Source organism: Streptomyces sp. NPDC001231 (assembly GCF_042896885.1).
Classification (GTDB): Bacteria; Actinomycetota; Actinomycetes; order Streptomycetales; family Streptomycetaceae; genus Streptomyces.
This window is the reverse complement of the sequence record NZ_JBIAXS010000013.1, coordinates 150,094-162,408: the sequence shown is the minus strand read 5'-3', so window position 1 is coordinate 162,408 and position 12,315 is coordinate 150,094. Positions and strand designations below refer to the sequence as shown.

At 72.4% G+C, this 12,315-nt stretch carries 10 protein-coding genes and 1 pseudogene; 4 read left to right on the top strand and 7 right to left on the bottom strand.

Annotated features, from left to right (window positions below):
* Window positions 1–276 precede the first annotated feature (276 nt).
* Window positions 277–1,167, bottom strand: coding sequence for a pyridoxamine 5'-phosphate oxidase family protein (locus ACFY3J_RS18095; protein ID WP_384177405.1), 891 nt, complete (start codon window positions 1,165–1,167; stop codon window positions 277–279).
* 226 nt (window positions 1,168–1,393) lie between these two features.
* On the opposite strand from ACFY3J_RS18095, the gene ACFY3J_RS18090 reads away from it, so the two are divergent.
* Window positions 1,394–2,068 carry a CBS domain-containing protein gene (locus ACFY3J_RS18090; RefSeq protein ID WP_390841234.1) on the top strand — a complete coding sequence of 225 codons (675 nt, stop codon included), beginning with the start codon at window positions 1,394–1,396 and terminating at the stop codon, window positions 2,066–2,068.
* Window positions 2,069–2,117: 49 nt separating this feature from the next.
* On the opposite strand, the gene ACFY3J_RS18085 is transcribed toward ACFY3J_RS18090, so the two are convergent.
* The 4 genes from ACFY3J_RS18085 to ACFY3J_RS18070 all read right to left on the bottom strand — a co-directional run bounded on the left by ACFY3J_RS18085 (window position 2,118) and on the right by ACFY3J_RS18070 (window position 8,634).
* Window positions 2,118–2,807 (bottom strand): response regulator transcription factor, encoded by a 690-nt coding sequence (locus ACFY3J_RS18085; RefSeq protein ID WP_225078329.1) that lies wholly within the window; start codon window positions 2,805–2,807, stop codon window positions 2,118–2,120.
* A 145-nt stretch (window positions 2,808–2,952) separates the two neighbouring features.
* Complete coding sequence (locus ACFY3J_RS18080; protein WP_384176914.1) at window positions 2,953–5,337, bottom strand: phosphoketolase; 2,385 nt, start codon at window positions 5,335–5,337, stop codon at window positions 2,953–2,955.
* Between the two features lie 184 nt (window positions 5,338–5,521).
* On the bottom strand, window positions 5,522–7,078 hold the full coding sequence (locus ACFY3J_RS18075; protein WP_384176917.1) for a cellulose binding domain-containing protein: 1,557 nt from the start codon (window positions 7,076–7,078) through the stop codon (window positions 5,522–5,524).
* 215 nt (window positions 7,079–7,293) lie between these two features.
* Entirely contained in the window at window positions 7,294–8,634 is a 1,341-nt protein-coding gene (locus ACFY3J_RS18070; RefSeq protein WP_225078332.1) for a radical SAM protein, read from the bottom strand.
* 171 nt (window positions 8,635–8,805) lie between these two features.
* On the opposite strand from ACFY3J_RS18070, the gene ACFY3J_RS18065 reads away from it, so the two are divergent.
* Window positions 8,806–10,053, top strand: a complete 1,248-nt coding sequence (locus ACFY3J_RS18065) for an FAD-binding protein (protein ID WP_390841233.1) — start codon at window positions 8,806–8,808, stop codon at window positions 10,051–10,053.
* Here ACFY3J_RS18065 and ACFY3J_RS18060 read toward each other — a convergent pair.
* Window positions 10,016–10,474, bottom strand: a complete 459-nt coding sequence (locus tag ACFY3J_RS18060; protein ID WP_384176921.1) for an ATP-binding protein — start codon at window positions 10,472–10,474, stop codon at window positions 10,016–10,018. The two genes, ACFY3J_RS18065 and ACFY3J_RS18060, sit on opposite strands and share 38 nt — an antisense overlap.
* Window positions 10,475–10,632: 158 nt before the next feature.
* Here ACFY3J_RS18060 and ACFY3J_RS18055 point away from each other — a divergent pair.
* Together ACFY3J_RS18055 and ACFY3J_RS18050 are read left to right on the top strand one after the other, a co-directional pair.
* Window positions 10,633–11,354 (top strand): annotated as a pseudogene (locus ACFY3J_RS18055) (Scr1 family TA system antitoxin-like transcriptional regulator).
* On the top strand, window positions 11,341–11,595 hold the full coding sequence (locus ACFY3J_RS18050) for a DUF397 domain-containing protein (RefSeq protein WP_390841232.1): 255 nt from the start codon (window positions 11,341–11,343) through the stop codon (window positions 11,593–11,595). Before ACFY3J_RS18055 ends, ACFY3J_RS18050 begins: the two are co-directional and overlap by 14 nt.
* Here ACFY3J_RS18050 and phzG read toward each other — a convergent pair.
* Window positions 11,586–12,221, bottom strand: a complete 636-nt coding sequence (phzG, locus tag ACFY3J_RS18045) for a phenazine biosynthesis FMN-dependent oxidase PhzG (protein WP_384176927.1) — start codon at window positions 12,219–12,221, stop codon at window positions 11,586–11,588. The genes ACFY3J_RS18050 and phzG overlap by 10 nt on opposite strands.
* Between the last annotated feature and the right edge of the window lie 94 nt (window positions 12,222–12,315).

Genomic DNA, 12,315 nt, shown 5'->3' with positions numbered 1-12,315 from the left:
CCCCGGGGGCGGCCCCCCGGCGGGGGCGGTGGGGGCCGGGGGCCTCGGGCGGGGCCCCGCGGGCCGGCGCGGCCCGGGCCGCCGCGCGGGCCGCCCGGCCGGGGCCGGGCGGCCCTGGTGCCGCGGCGGCCCGTGTGGTGTCATGAAAGTGACGGGAAGGACCGCAAGACGCGGGGAAGCGGCGGAAAAGCCGTGCACCGCGCAATCAGGATCCGCGAGAAGTGGATTGTCCTTCCCGTCCACTCGTGTCCGGACGAAGCCCGGACCCCGCCCCGCTCACCGGTCCGCGGGAGTGATGCGGCGTCCCGTCAGACGAGCGGGGCGGATGCGCACCCAGAGGGTCCGCGGCCCGCCCGCCCAGGGGTCGGAGCGGACCCGCTGCTCCAGCCGGCGCACCGCTTCGGCGTTCGTGATCGCTTCGGCGCGGCCGACCGCCAGCACGCTCCAGCCCTGGCTCATCGTCTCGTCGACCCTGTCCACCTCGAAGGCCACCTCGTGGCCGACGGCCGCGGCGGGGGCCGCGTCGGGCGCGGTACGGAAGACGAGCGCGTCGTCCACCACGTCGTAGTTGACCGGGAGGACGTCGGGCCCGTCCGGGCCGGTCAGCGCGATGCGTCCCACTCCGTGCGTCGACAGCAGCGCCCGGCACTCGTCCGGGCCGAGGTCGGTCAGCCGGGGGTGGAGCAGCGCCTGTCCCTGCCCGGGCGGCAGGTCCTGGTCGCCGCCGCTCAGCGTGACCAGTGTGGTGTCCAGCGCGTCGGCCAGCCGCACGACGGTCCCCATCCCCGGCGCCGACGGGCGCTGCTCGAGATAGGCGAGGTACTGCGGGGACATCCGGGCCCGGCCCGCCGTCTCCTCCAGGCTCAGTCCCCGCTTCCTGCGGGCGGCCGCCAGACGCCTGCCGAAGTCCCCCGGCCGGCCCGGCCCGGCGCCGGAGGGTTCCGCGGGGGCCTGTCCGCCGGCCGTGGTCTCCTCGTCCTCCCCCGGGTGCCGGACATGCGCGTCCGGCCCCGGGAACACCAGCGTGATCTCGCCGGTGTCGGACCAGCGCACGTCGTACGGCGGGGTTCCGTCCTCGTGGTGCAGACCGACGATCTCGCCGTCACGCCGGACGTCGCCGGTGACCGGGCTTTCGACGACCAGTCGGTCGCCCAGCTGAGCGTGCATGGCCATGCCTCCCTGAAGGGGGTCCGCCCTCCAGGATCGCCCGGCCCCGCCGCCCGCACCAACGGGCCCGAGGTCCCTCGCAAAAGGGACGAACGGCGCCGTCCCCGTACGCGAGGGGCCCAAGCCCCCGCGGGTGTGCCACCGCCACGCTGGAGAGTGCGGGCCCGCGCGTGAACCGCGGACCGGCGCACCCGAACCGGTCGGGCGGACCGAAGGGAGAGACGTCATGCGACACCGTACGGTGGAGGACCTCATGACCCGCGGAGTCGTCCGGGTCCGCCGGGACACTCCGTTCAAGCAGGTCGCCAGGGTGCTGGCCGACAACGAGGTGACGGCCGTGCCCGTGGTCGACGAGTCGGACCGTCCCGTCGGCGTGGTCTCCGAGGCGGACCTGCTGCGCACGGTGGCCGGACGCCCGGACCCGGCCGGCCTGCTGCCGGGGACCCGGGCGGAGGGCGCCGGGCACGGTGGCTCCGCCGCCGGTTCCGCCGAGGACCTGATGACGGCGCCGGCGGTGTGCGCGCGCCCCGAGTGGACCGTCGTGGAGGCCGCGCGCCTGATGGACGCGCACCGGGTCAAGCGTCTTCCCGTGGTCGACGAGGGCGGCACCCTCGTGGGCATCGTCAGCCGCGGCGACCTGCTGCGGGTCTTCCTCCGGCGCGACGAGGCCATCTTCGAGGAGATCACCCAGGACGTGCTCACGCGGACCCTGGGGCTCACCCCGGCGGACGTGACGGTCGCGGTGTCCGACGGCCGGGTCTCGCTGAAGGGGACCGTGCGGGCCAGGAGCCTCATCGCGGTGATCGAGCGGCTGTGCGGCGGGGTCGACGGCGTGGTGTCGGTGAGCACCGACATCATCTACCGGTCCGACGACACCGGCGGACACGCCGACCGCGCATGAGGCACCGGCACCGATGGACGAAGGCCAGGAGGTCCCGGTCATATCCCGGTCAGGAGGTCCCGCGCAGCCGGTCCTTGGCCTGGGTGGCGATGACGGCGGCCTGGATGCGCCGCTCCACGCCGAGCTTGGCGAGCAGACGGGAGATGTGGTTCTTCACCGTCTTCTCGGCCAGGTAGAGGCGCTGGCCGATCTGGCGGTTGGTCAGGCCCTCGCCGATCAGGGCCAGGATCTCCCGTTCCCGGTCGGTCAGGCCGGGCAGCGTGTCCGGCTCCTCCTCCGGCTGCTGTCCGCCCCGCAGCCGGGCCATCAGCTTCGTGGTGGCGCTGGGGTCGAGCAGCGACTGGCCGCTCGCCACCGTGCGCACCGCCGAGACCAGGTCCGAGCCCCGGATCTGCTTCAGCACATAACCGGAGGCACCCGCCATGATCGAGTCCAGCAGCGCCTCCTCGTCGTCGAACGAGGTCAGCATGAGGCAGGCCAGTTCCGGCAGGCGGGAGCGCAGCTCGCGGCAGACGGTCACGCCGTCGCCGTCCGGCAGCCGGACGTCGAGCACCGCGACGTCCGGTCGCAGGGCGGGGACGCGCACCAGTGCCTGATCGGCGGTGGCGGCCTCGCCGACCACCGTGATGTCCGGTTCGTCGTTCAGCAGGTCGTGCACCCCGCGCCGTACCACCTCGTGGTCGTCGAGGAGGAAGACCCGGATCGGGGTGTCGGGTCCGGCCTGCTCACGGTCCGCCATCGGTCGCTCCTTGTGATGTGTCGGCTTTCCTCAAGGATCCTTCCCCGAAGCGCGTGCGCGGACCAGGGCCGGTCGGCCCTGGTCCGCGCACGCCCGCGATGGGATCCTGTCGGCCGCCCCGCGTGCCGGAGGGGAGACGTCCCGGTCAGCCGTCCCAGGACCAGTCCGCCACCTCGGGCAGGTCCACGCCGTGCTCCCGGATCCAGGCGTGGTGGCGCAGCCGGGTGTCCTCCATCCGCTGGCGGACGGCCGCTGCGCGCACCGCGAGGCCGGGGACGCGGTCGATGACGTCCATGACCAGGCGGTAGCGGTCCAGGTCGTTGCTCACCACCATGTCGAACGGCGTGGTCGTGGTGCCGATCTCCTTGTAGCCGCGCACGTGCAGGTGGGGGTGGCCGGCCCGGCGGTAGGCGAGTCGGTGGATCAGCCACGGGTAGCCGTGGTAGGCGAAGATCACCGGCTTGTCCCGGGTGAACAGCCCGTCGTACTCGAAGTCGGTCATCCCGTGCGGGTGCTCCCCGCTGGGCAGCAGCCGGGCGATGTCCACGACGTTGACCACGCGCACGGCCAGGTCGGGCAGGTGCCGGCGCAGCAGCTGGGCGGCGGCCAGCACCTCCTGGGTCGGCACGTCGCCCGCGCAGGCCAGCACCACGTCCGGTTCGCGGTTGCCGTCCTCGGTGCCGGCCCACTCCCAGATGCCGGCGCCGCGCGCGCAGTGCACCGTGGCCTGCTCCATGGAGAGCCAGTCGAAGCAGGGCTGCTTGCCGGCGACGATCACGTTGACGTAGTCGCGGCTGCGCAGCGCGTGGTCGGCCACGGAGAGCAGGGTGTTGGCGTCCGGCGGGAAGTAGACCCGGACCGCTTCGGGGCTCTTGTTCAGGATGTGGTCGACGAAGCCGGGGTCCTGGTGGGAGAAGCCGTTGTGGTCCTGGCGCCACACGTGCGAGGTCAGCAGGTAGTTGAACGAGGCGATGGGGGCCCGCCAGGGCAGCCGGCGGGTGGTGCGCAGCCATTTGATGTGCTGGTTGACCATCGAGTCGACGATGTGCACGAAGGCCTCGTAGCAGGAGAACAGTCCGTGCCGGCCGGTGAGGAGGTAGCCCTCCAGCCAGCCCTGGCAGGTGTGTTCGGACAGGATCTCCATGACCCGGCCGTGCGGGTCGAGGTGCTCGTCCACCGGCAGGGTCAGTGCCTGCCAGGCCTTGCCGCTGGCGCCGTAGACTGCCTGGAGGCGGTTGGAGGCGGTCTCGTCGGGGCCGACGAGCCGGAAGTCGCGCCGGTCGGTGGTGGCGGCCATGACGTCCTCGAGCAGGTCGCCGAGGACACGGGTGGGCTCGTGCAGGGTCGCGCCGGGCTTGTCGACCTCGACGGCGTACTTCTCCAGCGGGGGCAGGGGCAGTTCGCGCAGCAGGAGCCCGCCGTTGGCGTGCGGGGTGGCACCGAGCCGGCGGGTGCCGTGCGGGACGCAGGAGAGCACGGCGGGGCGCGGGGCGCCGTGCTCGTCGAACAGTTCCTCGGGGCGGTACGAGCGCAGCCACCGCTCCAGCTGCCGCAGGTGCTCGGGGTTGTCCCGGACACCGGCCAGCGGGACCTGGTGGGAGCGCCAGGTGCCCTCCACGGGCAGCCCGTCGACCTCGGCGGGTCCGGTCCAGCCCTTGGGGGTGCGCAGCACGATCATGGGCCAGCGGGGCCGTTCCGTGGCACCGTCGGCACGGGCGGCGCGCTGGAAGGCGGCGATACGGTCGAGCGCGGTGTCCATGGCCGCGGCCATGGCGCGGTGCACGACGGCCGGGTCGTCGCCGGTGACGTGGATCGGGTCGTGGCCGTAGCCCCTGAGCAGGTCGTCGAGTTCCGGCTCGGGGAGGCGGGCAAGGACGGTCGGGTTGGCGATCTTGTAGCCGTTGAGGTGGAGGATCGGCAGGACCGCTCCGTCGTGGACCGGGTCGAGGAACTTGTTGGAGTGCCAGGACGCGGCCAGCGGGCCGGTCTCCGCCTCGCCGTCGCCGATCACGCAGGCGACGACCAGGTCCGGGTTGTCGAGCGCGGCGCCGTAGGCGTGGGAGAGGGAGTAGCCGAGTTCGCCGCCCTCGTGGATGGAGCCCGGTGTCTCGGGGGCGACGTGGCTGGGCACCCCGCCGGGGAAGGAGAACTGCTTGAACAGCCGCGCCATGCCGGACGTGTTCCGGGTGATGTCCGGATAGGTCTCGGTGTACGAGCCCTCCAGCCAGGAGTTGGCGAGCACGGCGGGCCCGCCGTGGCCCGGACCCCAGATGCACACGGCGTTCAGGTCACGGGCCTTGATGACGCGGTTGAGGTGGGTGTGGACCAGGTTGAGGCCGGGCGAGGTGCCCCAGTGGCCGAGCAGGCGCGGCTTGATGTGTTCCGGGCGCAGCGGCTCGGCCAGCAGCGGGTTGCCCATGAGGTAGATCTGGCCGACGGAGAGGTAGTTCGCGGCGCGCCAGTGGGCGTCCAGCGTCGCGAGCTCCTCCTCCGTGAGCCCGGCGGCTGCCTGCTGCGTCTCGACGGACATCGGGTTTCCTTCCGGGTCGGGACAGCGGTCGGGGGTACCGCGTGCGGGTCGGGGGTACCGCGTGCCGGTGGCACACGCTCCCACCCTCCATGCCCCGCCCGGGTACCCGACAGGGCCGTTCGGGTCACTCCTCGGAGCGGGCCGCCGCGCCGCCGCGCCGCCGGGCCGTTCACGGGTCCTGGGATCAGGCCGTCGCGCAGCTGTGGCCGTTGAGCGTGAAGTCGTACGGCGTGGAGTTGTGGCCGTGCCAGGTGCCGAGGAAGCCGAAGGACAGGGTGCCGTTCGCGGGGACGGACTTGTTGTATTCGGCGGCGGTGGCGGTGACGCGGGAGCCGTTCTGGGCGACGGTCGCGTCCCACATCTGGCCGACCTGCTGCCCGTCGGGGAAGGACCAGGCGACGCGCCAGGTGTCCAGGGAGCGGGCGGTGGTGACGGTGACCTTGGCCTGGAAACCGTCGGTCCACTGGTACGTCAGGTCGTAGTCGACCCGGCAGGCCCCCGTCCCGCCGCCCCCCTGCCCGCCCGTCGCCGGGTCGCCCGTCCCCGGCCCGTCCGTCGTGGGATCGGGCGAGTCGCCCCCGTCGGCGGTGGCCGAGGCCGTGCCCTGCGGCTCCGGGTCGGGGTTCTCGCGGCCGGACCGGGTCGCCGCGCCGCTCGCGGACGACTCGTGGGCCGCGGACACCGAGGCCGCGACGGACGCGGAGGGCAAGGGGTCGGCGGCGGGCGGGGCGGCGTCCGGGGCGTCGGCCTGGCGGCCGTCGGCGACCGGCTGACGGCCGGCCTCACCGTGCGCGGCGTCGTTCGCGGAGCCGTCGAACGGCATCATCGACACGGCCAGGGCCAGCCCGGACAGGGCGACCGCCGCGGCGAGCAGGCCGCCGCGCACGACCCGCGCCCGAGCGGCGCCCTCCCGCGGCTCCCCGCCGGTGTCCGCCGCCGCGGAGCGGTGGGCGCCGAGGCGCACCTCGGCGGCCCGGCGGCGGCGCTCCAGGTAGGCCAGGCCGCCCCAGCCGATGACGCCGCCGGCCAGCGCGGTGGGCAGTCCGCCGCCGTGCGGCCGCAGGCAGGCGGCGGCCTGGGCGCACCCCTCGCAGGTGGCGAGGTGCCGGGAGAGGTCCTCGGGCGTCTCGGCGGCGGACGCGGTACGGGTGACCGCGTCCAGCAGCCCCGCGTAGCCGCGGCACTCCGCGTCCATCGGGGTGTCGAGGTGGTTGCGGCGGCATCGGTCCCGGAACAGGGCCCGCACCTGGTCGAGTTCCTCGGACACGAGCGCGGGGTCGAGGCCCAGCCGACGGGCCACCACGGTCGACGGCAGCGCCTCCACCTCGGCCAGCCACAGCAGCGCGGCGTCCGGTTCCTGAAGGTCCCGCAGGGTGCGCAGGGCGAGCGGGCGATGCGGCGGCGGGCCGCTGTAGCGGGCGGCCTTGTCGGAGTTGAGCCACAGCCGCAGGTCCGGGTCGAGCCGGTCGCCGAGTCCGCCGGCCTCCCAGGACGCGGCGGTGGCGCGCACGGCGGCCAGCGTCAGCGGGATCGCGGGCAGCCGGGGCGTACGGCGGCCCCGGGACGCACCGGCCTCGGCGGCCCGTACCTCGCGCACGCCCGCCGCGAAGGCCTCCGCGGCCAGTTGCCCGGCCGCGCCGGAGCCGGCCGTGCACAGGTCGGCGTAGGAGAGCACGGCGTCCCAGCACTCGGCAAGCAGCGCGGCCTCGGTCGCGTCCTTGGGGCTCGGCAGGTCGGGCATGGGTCTCCTGCATCCACGGGCGAGGTCAACTCTCTGCACTCAGGGAGAAGTTGGGGGGAACCTCGCGGCAGAGCACGAGCTTTTCACGCCTTTGACACAACTGACAAGCCACGTATGCAATTGTCGTGACGGATCCCGTGGTCCTCAACTCCGCTCCGTAGTACGGACCGAAGCCCCCATTCGGCTCACGGGACCCGAAAACGCATCGCGGAGGACTACCGCGCCGCCGCCTCGGTCTCCTGGGGCGTCTCCTCCGCCGCCGGCAGGCTGTCCATGAAGGAGCTGACCGAGAAGACCGCGTTCCCGGGGCCGGCCGGGCCGTAGCCGGGGGGCGAGGAGAGGCCGAAGTCGTCCATCGTGGCGCGGTAGGCCTCCAGCAGCCGGATGTGGTATTCCAACGGCGCGCCCTGCGGGTTGGCCTTGCCCAGCGGGGTGGTGGGCTCCGGGCACCAGGTGGTGAAGCGGGGCGTGATGCCGTGCGACATGAAGAAGCGCAGACCCTCGGTGGTGGACGCGATGGCCTCGTCGACGGTGGTGAAGCCGAAGGGCTCGGCCATCTCCACGCCCGCCACGAAGTTGGGGATCACATTGCGCGCGCCGAACACCTCGGCGGAGTCCAGGATCCGGCGGTGCCACTCGTCGCGGCCGACGTAGCGCTCCTTGCCCGGGCAGTACAGCTCGAACAGACGTCGGTCCCACACCTCGAAGTTGGGGTGGTAGATCTGCACGCCGTAGTCCTTGAACCGCTGCACGTCCGGCTTCGGCAGCGCCTGCGCGACGACCTTGCCGATCCAGCGGCCCGGGAAGCGCTCCTCGATGGCCTTGGCGTAGTGGCCGTAGAAGTCGGCCTCGTCCCGGCCCGCCACCTTGGAGGTGACGGCGCCGCCGGTGAGGGTGTAGGCGGTGGACGCCTTCTGGGTGTCGTACCGGTCGATGATCTCCAGCGCCTCCAGGACCTCCTCGACGTCCTTGACGCCGGTGTAGGGCCGGCCGGCCGCCTTGTGCTGGCGCCAGTTGTGGTTGATGTCGCAGTACTGGCACTCCTCCTTGGCACCGAAGTACTGGCAGACCCGGAAGACGGTGAGGTAGATCAGGTAGCCCCACTGGATGGTCGGGGCGACCTCCATCACGGACTTCCCGTTGGACAGCTTGTGCCGGTAGTACTCGGGCATGGGCGGCACACCGACGTCGGCGATCCGCTTCCCGTCGAGGTAGAGGCCGAGCAGCCCCTCGTCGTCGGCGGCCACACGGTACGGCGAGGCTGGGTTCACCCGTACGGAGACGACGGTCCGCCGCAGGTCGTACGGCCCGCCGGTGAGGATGATCTCCTCCGGCGGCCGCCGCAGCGCGGCCTCCCCCAGCTCGGGCAGGGTGCCGTGGTCGAAGGAGAAGATGAAGTACGACTTCGGCTTGACCTCGCCGCTCTCGTTGTCACTCAGCGCGGACGGGTCGAAGGCCACACCGCCCCGGAGCAGGTCCTCCTTGAAGACGGCCTCCCGCGGCACGTGCGGGAAGCGCTCCATCAGATCCTCGACCAGCTCGGTACGGCTGTCCATCCCGTTGACTCCTCCCGACTCGCGTGTACGACTCCTCACGGTATGCCCACGCTCGCGCGCGGGTCGTGCCGGGTCCCCCGCACGGAGGCCGTGAACCCCTGCCCGGCGGCCGTCGGGTAGGTTCCCTCCGGTGGCCTGGTGGGCCGTGGCGCGAGGGGGAGGAAGAGCCGGATGACCGGGACGACCGTGACCAACTGGGCGGGGAACATCACCTACAGTGCCGCGGAGGTGGACCGGCCGGGCTCGCTCGACGCGGTGCGTGAGCTGGTCTCCCGCAGTGCCCGGGTGCGGGTGCTGGGCAGCGGGCACTCCTTCAACGAGATCGCCGACCCTGGCGCCGGGGGCACACTGCTCTCACTGGAGGCGCTGCCCGCCGAGGCGGACGTCGACACGGCGGCCCGCACGGTCCGGGTGGGCGGCGGTCTGCGGTACGCGGAGCTGGCCCGCCGGGTGCACGCGCACAACCTCGCCCTGCCCAACATGGCCTCCCTGCCGCACATCTCCGTGGCCGGCTCGGTGGCCACCGGCACCCACGGCTCCGGGATCCGCAACGGTCCGCTGGCCGCCACCGTGCGGGAGGTGGAGATCGTCACCGCGGACGGCTCGACGGTCGTCATCGGCCGGGGCGACCCGCGGTTCGGCGGGGCCGTCACCTCCCTCGGCGCGCTCGGCGTGGTCACCGCGCACACCCTCGACCTGGAGCCCGCCTACGAGGTCGAACAGCACCTGTTCACCGAACTTCCCCTGGAGGGGCTGGACTTCGAGACGGTGTCGGCCGCCGCGTACAGCGTCAGCCTGTTCACCGACTGGCGCGACCCGGGCTTCCGCCAGGTATGGCTCAAGCGGCGCACCGACCAGCCGCTGCCCGCCTTCCCCTGGGCGGTACCGGCCAAGGTCGCGCTGCACCCGGTGCCGGGCATGCCGGCGGAGAACTGCACCCAGCAGTTCGGCGTGCCCGGGCCCTGGCACGAGCGACTCCCGCACTTCCGCGCGGAGTTCACCCCGAGCAGCGGCGCCGAATTGCAGTCGGAGTACCTGCTGCCGCGCCGGTACGCCCTCGACGTCCTGCACGCGATCGACGGGATCCGGGAGACGGTCGCCCCGGTGCTCCAGACGTGCGAGATCCGCACCGTCGCCGCCGACGAGCAGTGGCTGAGCCCCTCCTACGGCCGGGACACCGTCGCCGCGCACTTCACCTGGATCGAGGACACGGCCACGGTACTGCCGGTCGTGCACCGGCTGGAGGAGGCTCTGGCCGACCTCGACCCCCGCCCGCACTGGGGCAAGGTGTTCACCACACCGTCGGCCGCACTGCGCGACCGGTACCCGCGCATGGACGACTTCCGCCTCCTGGCGCGGGAGTTGGACCCGGCCGGGAAGTTCACGAACGCCTTCCTCGCGGACCTCCTGGCCCCGTGACCCGCACGTCCGCCCACACCACCTTGTAGGCACGGCCCGCCCGTTGCTCCACGCCCCACCGCTCGGACACGGCCGCCACCAGCACAAGCCCGCGCCCGCCCTCGCCGTCCGGCTCCCGCAGCACCGGGAGCCGTTCGGTCCGCGCGTCGGCCACCTCCACGCGGACGACCGCGCCCTCCCACAGCAGCCGGACGCGGAAGTCCCGCCCGGGGACGCGGCCGTGCCGCACGGCATTGGCGGCGAGTTCGGCGACCACCAGGGTCACGTTCTCGCCCGCCTCGCTTCCGTACGGGAAACCCCAGGCGTCCATTCGGTGCGCCACGAGCCGCCGCGCGAGCCGGGCACCTCGCCGCGTGCAGCTGAACAACTGACTGAACATACGTACGGTGACGGGCTCCTGGAGCCGGGGGTCTGCATGCATGGCCCGACGGTTCCGCAGGTCACGCGGGCCGAACCAGTCACGGCGCTCGTACGCCGCGCACTGTAGGAGTTCACGCCATGGACAGTGGGCGTCACTGGGCGTGACCCTGGGTGTCCTCGCGGGGTTGGGAACTTCAGCGGACTCGGGGGGTACCTGCCATGACCGAAACCACCAGCACCAGCACGGCCACGACCACCGGCGAGCCCGAACCGTCGGACAGCATGAAGGCGTTCGGGGCGGCACACAAGGCCTTCCGCAAACGGGCGGGCTTCACCCAGGAGGACTACGCCCCGCTCGTCGGCTACCAGCCGGGGACCGTGGCGTCGATCGAGCAGGGACGACGCTTCCCGCCCCGAGTGTTCGTCGAGCGCGCGGAGGAGGTACTGGACGCCTTCGGCGCGCTGAAGGGCGTGTACAAGCACGTCGGCCGGGAGAAGGGGCTGGCGTCCTGGTTCCGCCAGTGGGCGGAGCTGGAGGAGCAGGCGATCAGTTTGTACACCTTCGAGAACCGGCTGGTGCCGGGGCTTTTGCAGACGGAGGCGTATGCGCGCACCTTGTTTGACGAACAAGTTCCCGTGCTGACCGACTCCCAGGTCGAAGCTCAGCTCGCTGCCCGGGAGGAGCGCCAGCGCCCAGCTTCATCGTGGAGGAGTACGTCATCCACCGGGCGACCGGCGGCCCGGACGTCAGGCGAGAACTGATCGACCACATGCTGGAGGTCACGAAGCCGCGCAATATCGAGCTGCAGTTGCTGCCCATGGCCCTGGGTGCCCACGCAGGTATGGCCGGTCCCATCCGAAACTGCGCTCACAGGCTCTTTCTCCGGGCGACACCCGGAACCTGCTGGAGCGAACGCGAGGAGCGCTATGAGCACCGATGAACTGGCCTGGTTCAAAAGCAGCTACAGCAGCAGCGGGGACGGCGACTGCGTCGAAGTGGCCCTCGCCTGGTGCAAATCCACGTACAGCGGTGAAGACTCCGGCGACTGCGTCGAAGTGGCCGCCTGCCCCGCCGCCATCCACGTCCGCGACTCCAAGAACACCGCCGGCGCTCGGCTCGCCCTCTCCCCCACCGCCTGGTCGGTGTTCACAGGGTTCACCGCAGGCGGCCGTCACGGCTGAAGCCGCTGGTGCCGCCAACCGCTTTCGGCCTTTTCATGGCGCAGCCGGCGATGCAGCCGGTCAGGGCTGCCGTACCAGAACTCGATGGACTCGGGTCGTAGCAGATAGCCGGTCCAGCCCTCGGGTCGGGAGATCGGGGCGCCGCCGTTGGCCAGTTCGCGGGCGCGGGCCCGGAACTCCGCTTCGTCGTGCAGCGGTTCGCTCTGCCGGGAGGCCGCGGTGGTGGCACGGGCGGCGAGCGGCCGGTCCTCGAACAGCGCGTCCGACTCCTCGGGTCCGACCGGTTCCACCGGTCCGGCCACCGTGATCTGCTGGAGGGTCTCGCGCCAGTAGAAGGTGGCCGACGCGTACGGCGTCGCGGCCAGGTCGCGGCCCTTGCGACTGCCGCGGAAGCTGGTGAACAACAACCCCCGGTCGTCCGTCTCCTTGAGCATCAGCACCCGGTTGGAGGGCCGTCCGGCGGCGTCCGCGGTGGCCAGCACCATGGCGTACGGCTCCCGGACCCCGCGCCGCACCGCGCCCTCAAGCCACTGCCGCAGCAGGCCTTCGGGACGGTCCGGCGGGGTGTCGAACTCGGGAAGTTCCAGCGTGGTGTCACCGCTCAGCGTCTGCGCCGAAGTAGGCACGTCCCGACTCCTTTTCATTCCTCCGCGCAGTCTTGTCAGGGACATGTATCGCTCCTATAGTCCCGTTCAAATAATGGGAGCGCTCCCACGGATG